At 47.5% G+C, this 15321-nt stretch carries 10 protein-coding genes; 8 read left to right on the top strand and 2 right to left on the bottom strand.

The annotated features are described in order from the left end of the window. From K7B07_RS03895 to mce, 7 genes are all read left to right on the top strand, one after another. Positions 1 to 4086, top strand: coding sequence for a hybrid sensor histidine kinase/response regulator transcription factor (locus tag K7B07_RS03895; protein ID WP_223707650.1), 4086 nt, complete (start codon positions 1 to 3; stop codon positions 4084 to 4086). Beyond that, a complete protein-coding gene (locus K7B07_RS03890; protein WP_223707648.1) occupies positions 4046 to 5488 on the top strand; it encodes an arylsulfatase B in 1443 nt (480 codons plus the stop codon). Before K7B07_RS03895 ends, K7B07_RS03890 begins: the two co-directional genes overlap by 41 nt. Positions 5489 to 5591: 103 nt before the next feature. Beyond that, positions 5592 to 6473: an aldose 1-epimerase family protein gene (locus K7B07_RS03885; RefSeq protein WP_223707646.1), complete on the top strand. Its 882-nt coding sequence runs from the start codon at positions 5592 to 5594 to the stop codon at positions 6471 to 6473. Positions 6474 to 6556: 83 nt separating this feature from the next. Continuing rightward, the gene (locus K7B07_RS03880; RefSeq protein WP_223707644.1) at positions 6557 to 8575 is read left to right on the top strand and encodes a site-specific recombinase; all 2019 of its coding nucleotides are present in this window, start codon (positions 6557 to 6559) and stop codon (positions 8573 to 8575) included. Between the two features lie 53 nt (positions 8576 to 8628). Next, a complete protein-coding gene (locus K7B07_RS03875) occupies positions 8629 to 10953 on the top strand; it encodes a TonB-dependent receptor (RefSeq protein ID WP_223707642.1) in 2325 nt (774 codons plus the stop codon). A gap of 3 nt (positions 10954 to 10956) precedes the next feature. Beyond that, a complete protein-coding gene (locus K7B07_RS03870) occupies positions 10957 to 11763 on the top strand; it encodes a DUF4249 domain-containing protein (RefSeq protein ID WP_223707640.1) in 807 nt (268 codons plus the stop codon). A 31-nt stretch (positions 11764 to 11794) separates the two neighbouring features. After that, positions 11795 to 12211, top strand: coding sequence for a methylmalonyl-CoA epimerase (mce, locus tag K7B07_RS03865; RefSeq protein WP_223707638.1), 417 nt, complete (start codon positions 11795 to 11797; stop codon positions 12209 to 12211). Positions 12212 to 12224: 13 nt separating this feature from the next. Here mce and K7B07_RS03860 read toward each other — a convergent pair whose 3' ends face one another. Both K7B07_RS03860 and K7B07_RS03855 read right to left on the bottom strand, forming a co-directional pair. Further along, entirely contained in the window at positions 12225 to 13532 is a 1308-nt protein-coding gene (locus K7B07_RS03860) for a S41 family peptidase (protein ID WP_223707636.1), read from the bottom strand. 76 nt (positions 13533 to 13608) lie between these two features. Next, positions 13609 to 14124, bottom strand: a complete 516-nt coding sequence (locus tag K7B07_RS03855; protein WP_223707634.1) for an RNA polymerase sigma factor — start codon at positions 14122 to 14124, stop codon at positions 13609 to 13611. A 129-nt stretch (positions 14125 to 14253) separates the two neighbouring features. Here K7B07_RS03855 and K7B07_RS03850 point away from each other — a divergent pair, with 129 nt between their 5' ends. After that, positions 14254 to 15246, top strand: coding sequence for a FecR family protein (locus K7B07_RS03850; protein ID WP_223707633.1), 993 nt, complete (start codon positions 14254 to 14256; stop codon positions 15244 to 15246). Positions 15247 to 15321: the final 75 nt, after the last annotated feature.

Here is a 15321-nt window from a genome sequence, read left to right as displayed (position 1 = left end):
TTGTCAGATAACAGGATACAGGTACCTGGAATTTTTACAATAATTACGGGGAGGGTCCGGTTGCTGGTCTTCTTCCTGCTGTTACCGGCCACGTTATTACAGGGCCAGCAGGTACTGTTCAAAAATTATAGTGTCCGGAGCGGGATGTCTTCCAATACGGTATGGAACATCCTGCAGGATGACCAGGGATATATGTGGTTTGGGACCAAGAACGGACTTAACCGCTTTGACGGATACAACTTTAAGATCTATCAGGTAAGGGAAGATAAAGATCATGCGGACAATAGCCTCATTCATTCTGTTTGTAAGATCAATAGTACGACCTTTTGGGTCGGAACAGAAGAAGGGCTGTACTCCTTTGACCTGAGCCGGGAAAAATTCGAGCGTATCGCCTTTGCAAAAAAAGACCTGATCTTCGATATCCTTAAATCATCTGGCGGGGAGATCTGGGTGGCAACCCGGAGCAATGGTGTATACCGCTTTGATCCGCGCAGAGGCACCGTGATGAATTACCGTGCGGCAAAAGGGGGGCTCTCACTGAACCAGGTACGGAAGCTGGCCGAGGACAATAACCGGCATATCTGGATGGGTACTTTTGGTGAGGGGATCGATGTGCTGGATCCGGTAACGAACCGTTTCCGGCATCATAAAGCAGACGGGGGTACAGGCACCCTGTCGAGTAATTTTATCCTTTCGCTTTATAAGGATCCGGAGGGGACGCTTTGGGCAGGCACCCTCTCGGGCGGATTAAATAAGTGGACGGCGAAAGCGCAACGGTTTGAAGTGTTTCGCACGGGAGGTGAAGGCTCCATCAGCGACAATATCGTGCGTGCGATCTATCAGCCCATGCCGGGGCAGGTATATGTGGCAACCGAGAAGGGATTAAATGTTCTGAATACGGCCACGGGCATTTTCACCACCTATAAAAATAACCGCGGCGACCCGTATACCATAAGCGATAATGCCGTTTATTCAATCTGTGAAGACCGTCAGGGAGGGATCTGGGTAGGAACTTATTTTGGCGGGGTGAATTATTTTTCACCCGGTGATGCATCATTTGAATTGTATTATCCGAACGGCAGTACCTACGGACTTTCCGGCAGTGCCGTGAGTTGTTTTCTGGAAGACAAACCGGGAAGGTTCTGGGTCGGCACCGAAAATGGGGGACTGAATTATTTTGATACGGCATCCGGCCGTTTTTTCAGATATCCTTTTGCGCCCTATACGCAACCACTTTCCTACACCAATATTCATGCGCTGTACAAAGACCGTGGCAACCGGCTTTGGGTGGGTACTTTTTCGGGAGGATTGAATGTTGTCGATTTAAACAACGGTCAGGTAAACCGGTATTATCATGATCCGGCCGAACCAGGCAGTATCAGCTCCAACAGTATCTACAGTATCTATGAAGACCGCAGCGGTACTATCTGGGTGGGGACGGTAAAGGGCCTCAATACTTTTGATCCGGTAACCAGGCAGTTCATAAAAGTAACAGACCTGGATCTGCAGAACAGCTGTATCTATAAGGTGTATGAAGATTCGGACCGATGCCTGTGGATCGCCACCTATGAGAACGGGCTGATAAAGAAAGATCTAAAGACCGGAAAATGGGAGCAGTTCAGAACCTCAAGCGGCTCGGAAACGATCAGCTCCAATAAGATCATTTCCCTCTGTGATAATGAGGGGGGCGTCCTCTGGGTGGGCACCGATGGTGGCGGGCTGAACCGGCTCCACAAGCAAACCGGAACATTTACCAGATACGGGCCGGCGCAGGGAATGAGCAATGTGGTCTTTGGTATCGTTCCGGATGATTCGGGTTATTTATGGCTCTCAACCAATAACGGATTGCTCCGGTTTTCGGAAAAAGACAACCGGATCTGGTCCTATACCGGGCTGAACAATCTCCAGGGCAAGCTGTATAATTACAATGCCTACTACCGTTCCAGCAACGGTCGTATTTTTCTTGGTGGTATCAATGGATTTAATACTTTTTATCCCGGAAAGATCCGCACTGAGACAACCGGAAACAATCTCATTCTTACCAGCTTTAAAATCTTTGATCATGAACCGGATCTGAGTGACCGCAAAAGTGCGCTGCAGCAGCTGGTTGGATTCACCCGGAATATCCAGCTGTCTTACAGCCAGTCCGTGATCAGTTTTGAATATGCACTGCTCGATTTCAAAGATCCCAACAAAATAAAATATGCCTATAAAATGGAGGGGTTCGACAAGCAATGGAATAATGTGGGTACGCAGCGTGTGGCCACCTATACCAATCTGCCTCCTGGGGAATACCTGTTTAAAGTAAAAGCTACGGATATCTATGGCAACTGGAATGATAAAGAAGCATCGGTAGTCATACGGGTCCGCCCGCCTTTCTACAGGACCAACCTGGCATATGTGTTGTATATGGCGCTGCTGGTAGCGGGTATTTTTTTGTTGCGTAATTATTATAAACAACGGGAACTCCGTAAAAATGAAGTACGCCTGGAGAAAATGAAGGTTCAGCGGGAAAAGGAATTCTATCAGCAGAAAATAGATTTTTTTACAACGATGGCGCACGAGATCCGTACACCGCTTTCCCTCATAATGGCGCCGCTGGAAAACCTGAAGGATGCGGAACTGCAGAGCGAACAGCGTAAGCAGCTGCATGTAATGGAAGAGAATAGTGAGCGGTTACAATCGCTCGTGAACCAGCTGCTTGATTTCCGCCGGATTGAAAGTGATATCTATACCATACGGAAAGAACCGGTGGAGCTGATCTCCTTTGTTCAGGCGTTGTACGCCCGCTTTGGTACCATTGCCGCGCAGAAGAAGCTGAAGTTCCTGCTGACAACGGATATAGACCGGCTTACCATTGATGCAGATCCGGAGGCGCTCCAGAAGATACTTACCAATCTGCTGATGAATGCCTTCAAGTTCGCTGCGGCTGCAGTGGAACTGAAAGTGACCCAGCAGGAACCGGATGCCAGGGGGAACCGTTCGGTGGCCCTGCATATAAAGGATGATGGCATCGGTATTCCGGAAACCGAATTAACAGCTGTATTTAAACCATTTTACAAGGTCAGCGGAGACGGCGCACAGCTAAAGAATATAGGGGGTACGGGTATCGGGCTTTCGCTGGCCAAAGCGCTGGCAGAGAAACACGATGGTTCGTTGACCGCAGTAAATGGTAAAGACGGATTTACCACTTTTATCCTCACCCTCCCTTTTGAAACGGGGATAAACGGAGAAGGGCCTGTTGCAGCAGCGGAGACGGGAAGCGCTGAAGAAGAGACCGGGCGACCGGCAGTTCTCATTGTGGAAGATGATCTGAACATGCTCGATTATATTTCAGCGAACCTGAAAGGTGAGGGGTACCATACCTGCTGCGCCATCAACGGAAAAGAAGCATTGGGTATTTTACAATCGCGTCAGATCGATCTGGTATTATCCGATCTGATGATGCCTGAAATGGATGGGATCGTTTTATGCCGCCGGATCAAAGAGCAGATCAGCAGCAGCCATATACCGGTAGTCCTGCTTACGGCAAAGGGTACTACCGAGGCGGAACTGCAGGCATTGGAGAGCGGCGCCGATGCTTATATCATGAAGCCTTTCAAATGGAAGCAGATCACGGTCACTATAAAAAACCTGCTTGAAACAAGGGCCCGTTTAAAAGAGAAATTCAGTGCGCATCCGTTTGTGGAAGCGGATACCCTTTACAATAACACGAATGATAAGATTTTTGTAGAAAAGATCACAACAATCATTGAGGAGCGACTGGATGATTATCAATTGTCGGTGGAAGAACTCAGTAAGGCTGTGGCCATGAGCCGCTCCACCCTGCATAAAAAACTGAAAGCCATTTCCGGGCACAGTCCGAATGAATTCATACGGGTGATCCGTCTAAAAGAAGCTGCCAAATTGTTATTGTCCGGCAATTGTAATGTTTCAGAAGCCGGCTACCGGACAGGGTTTAACTCGCCTTCTTATTTTACCAAATGTTTTACGCTCCAGTTCGGAGCCACGCCAAGCGAATTTGTAGAAAAATATTTATCCGATCATGCAAATAAAGATTCAATCTTCCGGAAGGACCAGGCATAGTGCGTGGTTCCTGTTCTTTTTTGTCCTGCTGCAGTTGCAGTTGCAGGCTCAGGACTCCCGCCCCAATATAGTGATCATCGTGGCCGATGATATGGGTTGGGGGGATGTAGGGTTTCATGGCAGTGAGATCCGGACCCCTCATATCGATCAGCTGGCCCGCGAGGGCGTAATCCTGAACCGGTACTATGTCAGTCCTATCTGTTCCCCGACACGTGCAGGTATCATGACCGGGCGGTTACCCGAGCGGTACGGGCTGCGTGAAAACGTGATCGCCCCATGGCTGAATTTTGGTGTGGATACAACAGCGGAATTTCTGCCGCAGATGCTGGCACAGGCCGGCTATAAAAACCGGGCGGCGATCGGTAAATGGCATCTGGGGCACTCCAAAAGAAAATACCTTCCGTTGCGCCGCGGATTTACCCATTTTTACGGGCATTACAACGGCGCTATCGATTACTTTACGCACAAACGCGAAGGAGAGCTGGACTGGCACAACGACTGGGAAACCGCGCGGGATACCGGCTATACAACCGATCTGATCACCAGGGAAGCTGTTAAATGCATCTCCGATTATAAAGGCGAAGGCCCCTTCTTTTTATATATAGCCTATAACGCACCGCATGGGCCCCTGCAGGCAAAGGAAGGTGATCTCCTGAAATACGGCTTCGACCCGTCACAACCTGTTTTTGGCAAGGAACAAACGGGTAATGAAGGCGCTATGGGAAGGGGCAATACACGCCGGCAGACCTATGCGGCAATGGTTGCGGCCCTGGATGAAGGAATCGGTCATATATTGAAGGCACTGCGGGCGGCAGGTATTGATGAGAATACTCTCGTATTATTTCAAAGCGACAATGGTGCGGCTCAAAAAGAAGGCGGACGCAATCAGCCGCTGCGGGGCTTTAAATTCCAGGAATGGGAAGGCGGGGTAAGAGTGCCTGCAGTAATCAGATGGCCGGCCGGTTTCAAAGGAGGCTGGACCTGCGAACAGGTGGCGGGATATATTGATATCGCACCAACCCTGCGGGAAATCGCCGGAATAAAAACGGCGCCTCCGCAACCTTATGACGGGCGTTCCATCGTACAAAGTCTTACAGAAAAGAAAAATACCGGACGTGAGCTTTATCTCGGCAACGGAACCCTGATCAAAGATGAATGGAAACTGGTAATTCCGAAAACCGGCAATAAGACCACGCCGGCAGCTGATGCTCCGCAGCTCTTTGCCATAGATAAAGACCCGTATGAAAAAGAGGACTTGAGTGCCCGATACCCGGAACAGGTAAAGGCGCTGCTGGAACTCTCAAAAAAATACCGGACGATCGTGCCTGCTGAAAAGGTTCCGCCATATGAGCAGGGCAGAAAGACATTTAAGGCCCCCTCCGACTGGAATATCCGCGAATAAGCTGTTTTTTTTTACAGTTGCCGGACATTGAAAAACAGGAATTTGTTGCGAAAATGTATACTAAATCGGTATATTTCCCGTTTAATGTTCAAATCAGGACACTATGGGTAAGATATACCAGATCGAGAACAGTGTGTTAAAAATTGCCGTTTCTGAAACGGGGGCGGAATTGCAAAGCATCATTGATAAAAGCACGGGTCAGGAATATATGTGGAGTGGCGACCCTGCGGTGTGGGGAAAGCATTCTCCGGTGCTGTTCCCGATCGTGGGAACACTGAGGGATAATACCTATCGGTACGAGGGGAAGGATTATCACCTGAACCGGCATGGATTTGCACGTGAAATGAACTTTTCGCCGGTCGGGCAACTGAGGGATGAGTTGGTGTTCTCCCTGAAAAGTAACGGGGAAACCTTAAAACTGTATCCTTTTGATTTTGAGTTGAAATTGAAATACCTGCTTGAGGGAAAGACACTCAAGGTAACCTATGATGTCGGTAATTCCGGTAATAAAAAAATGTGGTTCTCCATAGGAGGGCACCCTGCATTTAAATTGCCCCTGTTCCGGGGAGATGCTTATGCAGAATATTACCTTGAATTCGAAGAAAAAGAAACGGCCGGAAAATGGCCGATCGAAGAAGGCGGTCTGCTGGCACAAACACCGGTACCCTTTTTGAACAATTCAAATGTCCTGCGGCTGAATAAAGGGCTGTTTGCAAAAGATGCAGTGGTACTGAAAGAGCTGAAGTCCAGGAAGCTGGCCGTGCGGTCTGAAAAAAACGGGAAGGGATTTGATTTTTCCTGGGAAGGCTTTCCTTACCTGGGTATCTGGGCTGCCCCGGGCGCCGATTTTGTCTGTATTGAACCCTGGTGCGGGATCGCCGACACAGTAGGCTTTGATCAGGATGTGACAAAAAAAGAGGGCATTGAGATGCTGGAACCGGGTCAGCACTTTGAAAGGAGCTGGATCGTAACAATAATTTCATAGCACCTAAAGCAGTAATACAAAAAGTAGTTTGTTATTTTTAGGATGTCTTTACAGGCGTTCCGGGTTGTGATTAAAATACGCGGATGAATCTATTCAAACGAAAAAAAAAGGAACAAAGCTTTTTTGAAAGAGTACTGGAGGACGAATCCGCTTACGGGATCCGTACAAAAGAAGAGAGCCTTGATTTTCTGATCGCTTTTTTCGGGGATCTGCGGCCTGCTGCAAAGGAACTGCACCTGGCAGACACAAGGATGAAGGACATGATCGTCTTTCTCGAAGCGCATCCTACCCTGGTCGCCAAATTACAGCAGGCCATCCTTGTACAGCTGATCAATGCACGACTGGAGGGGGCGTTCACCGAAAGCGGTATCCCCCTCAGCAGCGGTTTCTGGGATGAGCTGATCGGCAAACTGAAGCATAAGGTCCTTCCCAAGGAGCAGGATAAAGATGATTTTATATACGTACTGGACCGGGTATTTTACAAAAAGAATGATCATGTATGGATCGAAGCCGTCCGGCGCTCCACCTGGATGAGCTTTTTTGAATTACTCCAATTCACCCTTCAGGCCAAAGACCAGCGGTTAACGGAACACCTGATTGATGCGTTGACGGTATTGTCGTTCCAGGTGGCAAATGACGGACTTGAAAAGGAAATCGCCGGCTATATTGCCCCGTTCCATTCAAGACAGGAGAATCCGTTCCTGTTGCAAAGCCGCCTGCTGCACGAACTACAGCAGCAGGTAAAGAATGATCCGTATAATATGCGGGAAGTGACCAACCGGTTGAAGCTCGTACTTTTTGAAATTGAAAATGAGATCCACTATATCCGCCAGCACCAGGATCAGCGGGGTACCAGCATCCGGCAAAGTTATTTGCTGCTGATCCTGAGTGCCCGTATCGAACGCATGCAGATCCTGCTGGACACGATTGATAATGATGATCATTTTGACATAGGCCGGTTTGTAGATCTTTTTAAACTACTGGTGCGGAATGAAAATCTTAAGAACAGTCTCCGTCAGTTTATTTCCCAGGGTGTGGGGTATATCGCTTACCAGATCGCAGAACACAAAGGACAAAAGGGAGGCAAATACATTACCACTACCCGGAAGGATTATCTGAACATGCTGATCAGCGCCATGTGGGGCGGATTGATCATCTGCTTTGTGGCCGTCGTTAAAAACATACTGGCCAGGCTGCATTATGCCTATTTCTGGCAGGGCTTCTGGTACAGTGTCAATTACAGCGCTGGATTTGTCCTGATCGATCAGACCGGTTCCACGCTGGCTACAAAGCAACCGGCCTTTACCGCGAATGCAGTGGCGGTTTCACTGGATTCAAAAAAAAGCCTGGATCAGCTGGATCTTCAAAACCTGGCGTTGACAGTAGCCAAAGTGATCCGCAGTCAGACGGCCTCTTTTGTCGGAAACCTCATCATCGTATTTCCCGGTACTTATCTGCTGGCATGGACCTATCATCAGCTGATGGGGCAGAAACTGGTAGAAGGCAAGGCCGCTTTTATGCTGTTACAGGAGCAGCATCCTTTTCAGAGCCTTTCGCTGTTGTACGCCTGTAATACCGGTGTGTTCCTGTTTTTAAGCGGGATTATTGCAGGGTATGTGCAGAATAAGATCCGTTTCAGCAATATCGGCAACCGGTTAACTCATCATCCCGGGCTGCATACCAGCACCTCTGCGGCAAAAAGAAGCCGCTGGGCCGGTTTTATTGAAAAAAATGCAGGAGCTTATGCGGGTAATATCAGTCTGGGTTTTTTCCTTGGAATGGCGGCCAATGTTGGTAAAATATTCGGAGTGCCATTCGATATCCGGCACATCACCATCTCATCCGGAAATATGGCGATAGGTGTTTACGGGCTGGGCATCGCAAACATTCCCACAAGATACCTGGTGACGGTATTTCTGGGTGTTATGGGTATTGGTTTCTTTAATTTCCTGGCCAGTTTTTCGCTGGCGTTTTTTGTTGCGGTAAAGTCGAGGGGCATTCAGCTGCGCCGTTACCCCGAGCTGATCAGTATCATCGTGCGGCATTTCTTTAAAAAGCCGTTGTCTTTTATCATTCCGCCCAAGAACACCGCACAGCAATAATCTGCTGCAGTTCGGTTATTTTTGTTGAATTGGAGGTTGTTTATGACTTAATTATGAAAAGAAAGACAGGAACTTTTTTTATTGCATTATTCATTACACTCGGCTCTTTTGCGCAGGAAAGGGTTACACTCAGTGGTACGGTAAAGTCGGCTGCAAGCGGGGAAACACTGATCAATGCAAGCGTGGAAGTACAGGACAATGCTGCGGGCACTACTTCCAATGAGTATGGATTTTACTCACTTACCCTGTCGAAGGGAAGCTATAAAGTTTCTTATTCTGCTGTTGGCTATGAAACGGTAACGGAAACTATCCAGCTGGATGGTGATAAGATACAGAATATTCAACTGCCGGACCTGGTGGTGGACCTGGAGAACATCCAGGTAACGGCCAATACAAAAGGCCGCACGATCCGCGGAACACAGATGGGGGTGGAACGGCTGACGATGAAGGAGATCAACACGATCCCCATGCTGCTCGGAGAACGGGATATTTTAAAAGCGATCCAGTTGCTGCCGGGTATAAAATCAGCAGGCGACGGGAACAGCGGTTTTTATGTAAGGGGCGGATCAACGGATCAAAACCTGATCCTTCTCGACGAAGCCAATGTATACAATGCCTCCCACCTTATGGGATTTTTTTCCACCTTTAATTCGGATATCGTAAAGGATGTAACAGTGTATAAAGGAGGTATGCCGGCACAATACGGCGGCCGGCTCTCATCCGTGCTGGATGTGAAAATGAACGAAGGCAATAACCAACGCTACGCGGTGAGCGGCGGCGTGGGGCTGATCTCAGCAAAGCTGAATGTTGAAGGGCCGATCCAGGAAGATAAATCCTCCTTCCTGGTGTCGGGAAGACGGACCTATGCAGATCTTTTCCTGCCGGTATTCGGTGATTCTACCAATAAGAATACGCGTCTGTTCTTTTATGATATCAATGCAAAAATGAATTATACGCTCGGGAAAAAAGACCGGCTGTATCTTTCCGGGTACCTGGGGCGGGACGTGCTCAAACTCGAAAAACAATTCGGACTGGACTGGGGCAATAAAACAGGAACATTGCGCTGGAACCATATCTTCAATGACCGGTTGTTTTCCAACACCTCTTTTATCTACAGTGATTTTAACTATAATATTGCCATTAACAATTCCAATAATGATCTGAACATTTTTTCACAGATACGCGACCTGAACCTGAAGGAAGAGATACAATGGTATGCAGGAGCCCGGCACTCGCTCCGTTTTGGATTCAATACCATTTATCATACCATCACACCGGGTGAAATAACCAGCTCGGGCAAAACAAGTTATAATAACCTGTACCTCCAGGACCGTTATTCATGGGAAAATGCCGCTTTTGCCACAGATACCTGGAATGCTGCCTCCTGGCTTAACCTTACATTCGGACTGCGGCTTTCTTCCTTTGCTATTTTGGGCCCCGGTGATTTTTATGAAGTAGATAAAGATGGAACCATCACGGATACCCTGAGTTATGGAAAAGGTGCGCTGGTAAAAAATTACTGGAACCTTGAGCCCCGTCTGGCAGCCAGTTTTATTCTTAACAACAGTACATCCATAAAAGCCTCATATGCCCGTAATACACAGAATCTTCACCTGATCTCCAACTCTGCGGCTAATTTTCCTACGGACAAATGGGTAGCAAGTACCAACACCATTAAACCGGAGATCGTTGATATTTATTCGCTGGGTTGGTATAAGAACCTTTCCGGCAACCGGTATGAGCTGACCACGGAGGCGTATTACAAATCGTTTCAAAATCAGATAGACTACCGTACCGGTGCGGATGTGTATACCAATGACGCCATTGAAACACAGCTGCTCTCCGGCATCGGGAGGGCTTACGGGATCGAACTGTTGTTGAAGAAGAAACAGGGACGGTTTACCGGCTGGGCAGGGTATACGCTTTCAAAAACCGAACGCCGGATTGCGGGGATTAACGGCGGCGAGTGGTACAATGCCCGGCAGGACCGCACGCATGATGTGGCCATTGTAGCCAACTACCAGTTGAATAAGAAATGGAATCTTTCGGCAAACTGGGTATACTATACCGGTGATGCAGTTACCTTTCCAAGTGGAAAGTATGTGATCGATAAACAGATCGTTTTCTATTATACAAAACGGAATGCGCACCGGATGCCGGCCTACCACCGGCTCGACCTTGGAGCCACCAGGCAGTTAAAGACAAGGCGGAAAAATACATCGTCGGAGCTGGCTTTTAGTCTGTTTAACGCTTACGGCCGGGAGAACGCTTATCTCATCACTTTTCAGCAAAACGACAAGAACCCGGATGTAACGGAAGTGCTGCAGACCTCGCTCTTCCGTTTTGTACCCTCTGTTTCCTGGCATTTTAAATTTTAGAAGATGAAAAAAAACGTCTTTTTTGTTTACAGTTTGCTTGGCTGCTTTCTTTTTGTTGCAATGGGTTGCCAGAAAGTGATCGATGTAAATCTCAATGGCGTAAGCAAAAAATATGTGATAGAAGGAACAGTAACAGATAAGGAGAATTCATATAACGTAATCGTTTCCCAGACCCTGGATGTGACCGATTCCAATGTTTTTACCGGCGTTGAGGATGCCGTGGTAACGATTAGTGAGGATGGAAAAACACCGGTATTATTGGAGCATAAAGGCAACGGACTTTATGAAGCCGATACTTCCGGCAAGCCCGGCAGCACCTATCGCCTGTCGGTAAAAATAGGAGGCAAGACATTTACGGCCAGCTCCACTATGCCGCAAAAAGTGGCTTTTGATTCCTTGTATACGATACGCCGCCAGTTCCTGGGCCGGCAGCAACTGATCGCAACCGTGGAATTCAAAGACCCGCCGGGGGAAGGAGATGCATACCGGTTCACACAGTATGTGGATGGACGCAAGGAGAATACCATTTTTGTTACGAATGACAAACTGATCGATGGAAGGAACGTGGTGTATGAGTTGCTGATTTTTTCGGATGACGGTACGTCGGACCTGAAACGGGGAGATAACCTTCGTGTGGATATGCGGTGCATCAGCCGGGATAATTACGATTTTTGGTACAGCCTCGCCCAGAGCTCCCTTGGGCAAAGTCAAAGTGCTTCTCCCGGAAACCCGCTCTCCAATATTCACGGCGGAGCATTAGGTTATTTCAGTGCCAATACATTTGATAAAAGAGAGATCTTAGTTAAATAGCAGCTCCAGTCATTTAATTAAATTCAAAACAATGAAGCCGTCACATATTGAACATATTGGTCTGGCAGTCCGGAACCTGGAAGAAAGCATCCGTTATTGGGAAGATGTGTTTGGCCTGGAATGTTACCGGGTAGAAGAAGTAGCCGACCAGAAAGTGCGTACTGCCTTTTTTAAAATCGGTGATACAAAAATTGAGCTCCTGGAGCCCACGGATGACGACGGGCCGGTTGCCCGGTTTATTGAAAAAAAGGGAGAGGGCGTGCACCATATTGCATTTGCGGTTGATGATGTGGCAGCAGCCCTGCAATCTGTGCAGCAGAAAGGGGTCGATCTGATCGATGTTCAACCCCGGCCCGGAGCGGAAGGGTTGAATATTGCATTTCTTCACCCGAAATCCACGCATGGGGTGCTCACAGAATTATGCTCAAAGCTAGAGAAAGAAAAATAAAAGAAGCCGGGGGCTATAAAATAATTTCAGCCGTTTTTTTTCGTGATCTCTCCGGGAGGGATATAATAAGCGGAATGCCGCCGGTTGCTGCCCGGGAACTGTAGGTAATGCTGAGCGCAGGAGGCTGCTTTAATGTTTGGGTAGCAGTGGGCGGAGCTCCCTGGATAAGGGAAAGCGCCTTATTCAGTAATGGCTCCCTGGAATCGCCAATAGGATATAGTGGTAAGGCACCAGGGTCCGGTAGCATATAGTCCGGCGGGATACCGGCGGCATAGTTGCCTGCTCCCCGGGCGTTATACATTTTAAAAACCATGGGATAAAGAATCAGGTCGGTTATTACTGGTGGATTCCGGTCATCTTTTATTTCAAGGGATGCCATATCTTTTCCAAATGTTGTCTCGCCGATCTGGATGACTTTTATATAAGGTTTAAGGTTGTTGATAAAAAGTTCAGCCGCGGAAATAGTATGCCTGCCTGTTAATATATATACCCTGGATATCGTTAAGCGATGGGCTGCAAGCTGGACCCAGCTGAAGTTGTAGCCGTCGGGTTGTTTTTGCAGCTCATTGCTGAAACTGCTGTTGATTGTTCCCGCGTGATTATTTCCTTTAAAGGTGACAAACAACTGGTCCTCTTTTACCGGGGCCACCAGGGCTGCTAAAAATGCTGTAAAAGGAACACTTCCGCCGGTATTATAACGCAGGTCGATCACCAGATCGCGAACACCGGAGGTCCTAAAGAGCTCGAACGCCTCGAGTATTTCGTAAGCTCCGTGAAATTCAAAACTGTTGAGGAACAGGTAACCGGTTTTAGTATGCTCTGCTGCAAAAATTGCCTGTTTGTACACGACAGGTTCGGCGATATACCCTGCGGCAATGGCTACCGTTGTGTTGTCATCCTTGGTAATAAGAATGGATTTTTGTTTTATGGCCTCCTGAACCAGGAGTGCTATATTGTCGCTGGTGACCGGCTGGCCATTGAGGGCTTTAATGAGCTGGCCCCTTGTAAGCCCTTTAGCTGCTGCTTCAGAGCCGGGAACGGTTTGTATGATAACTACCTGGAACCGGTCCTGGTTGACAACGCCTACAATGTCTATACCAAAGGTATTCATCAGCGTGCCTGCAATACTTGAGGGATCTTTTTTGTAATACAGCGTGGAAAACCGATCTGCTGTATTCTTTAAAGCATTAAAGAAACGGACAGGATCCTGATTAAGAACGGGGCGGGCCGGAAGTTCCGAGTTCCAGTAATAGTATTTTTGCAGTTGCTGCAGGATCCAGGTGTTAATGGCGGTTTCCGTAGGAAGGTCTTCTTGCGGCAACTGATCTTTTTTTTTGCAACCGGCATAAAGCAGGCAGAGCAGTAAGGATCCTATAAAAAGAGGTTTGATCATTGTGTTATTGCCGGCTGATATCTCTTTTTAAAAAATGAAGTGCATCCTGCAGGTGCCGTTTTACGGTAAAGCTGGAGATGGAGAGCTGCGCAGCAATTTCTTTATTGGAAAGCCGTCTTTCGCGCGACAAAATGAAGACCCGCTGCATGGCCGCCGGCATTTTGCTGACGGAACGGTCGATGGATTCCTGAACCTGTTTGGCACGCACAATATCCTCACCTGTTGCGGTTTTGGAAGCTGTTGATAAGGCTGCTTCTTCTTTTTGCCGCCGCATTTTTGTTTTGCGCAGGTCATCAAGAAAAAGATTTTTGGCATATGTATATACCAGCGGCCGCAGATCGGAATTGCTGTCTATCTGATCCCAATTGTTCCACAGTTTTATAAAAGCTTCCTGTAAAATATCTTTGGTACGGGCTTCATCTTTTATGATTTTCAGGAAGGCAGGATACAAAAGATCATATAGTTCATCATATAAACTGCTGAAGGCCTTTTTTTTACTATTGGTGTTAAACAGCGACATACTGTTGTTTTACTTAAAACGATGGTCAGGTACTGCCGGTCAAAAGTATTTCAAACAGCTATTCCTCCATATTATCTTAATATTAATTCAAAAAAACACCTGGTTCTTTATTGTCCGGGAAACGTGTTTATGGTACGTTATTACAAAACCATGAATATAGATAAGGAATTACTCCACAGGTATTTTAACCGGCAATGTACGGACCTGGAGCAGCAGGCGGTGGAAGATTATCTGGCGGGGGAGGATACCCGGGTATTTGATGCTTATTTTGCCAGTTTTGCCCGCGCGGCAACAACTGTGGACGGCACGTCGGTGACAGCGAAAGAAGAAAAAAAGAAACTGTTTAGAAGAGCAGGGGCATCTGTTCCCCAATCCAGGAAATTGAGCTATGCGGCAGCGGCAGTTTTTTTATTGGCTGCCGCATGTGGTTACCTGTATTCGGTCTTGTCCAAACCCGTTATGTCTCATGTTGCAGCAGAAACATGGGTACAACTCAGCAATCCTTCCTCCACATCGGTGCACCGCGTAAAGCTGGAAGACGGCAGTATCGTTTTTCTGAACAGTCATGCAAGTCTTTGTTACGACAGGTCGGTATTTAATAAAAAAAAGCGGGAATTGAGTCTTGATGGTGAAGCTTATTTCGAAGTGGCACATGATCCCACGCGACCTTTCATCATCCGTAACAGAGATATTGTCACCACTGTAAAAGGCACAAAGTTTAATGTAGAGGCTTATGGAACCGAGGAAGAAATGCATGTTACGCTGATGGAAGGAAAAGTGGTAGTACAACAACATGACTGGAGCTACACGATGAGGCCCAATGAACGGGTAAGCATCGACCGCCGCAGGAATAAGCAGGTGGAACCTGTAAGAGCGGCATTTTTTAACCGCTGGATTGAGAACGGGGAAATCGCCTTCGATAATGTGCCGCTGAAAACGGCATTGGAGCGGATCGGAATCTTGTATAATATTTCAATTGCTGCAGATAACAAACTGCTGGATGATAAATATGTACAAGGTGTTTTTAAAAGACAGTCGGTGGCCGATGTACTTGAAAAAGTGCTATTCATTCATGGCCTGCACTACAAAAAAGAAGCAAGGCAATACACGATTACTCATTGAATAAAAAGCTTCGGCAATCCAAACCCTCAATAAATCTTTAACAAAATAAAATCCGGTTTTTGAAATGATGCAGTG

Origin of the sequence: Niabella beijingensis (assembly GCF_020034665.1) — a bacterium.
Lineage (GTDB): Bacteria > Bacteroidota > Bacteroidia > Chitinophagales > Chitinophagaceae > Niabella > Niabella beijingensis.
This window is presented reverse-complemented; position numbering and strand designations above follow the sequence as displayed.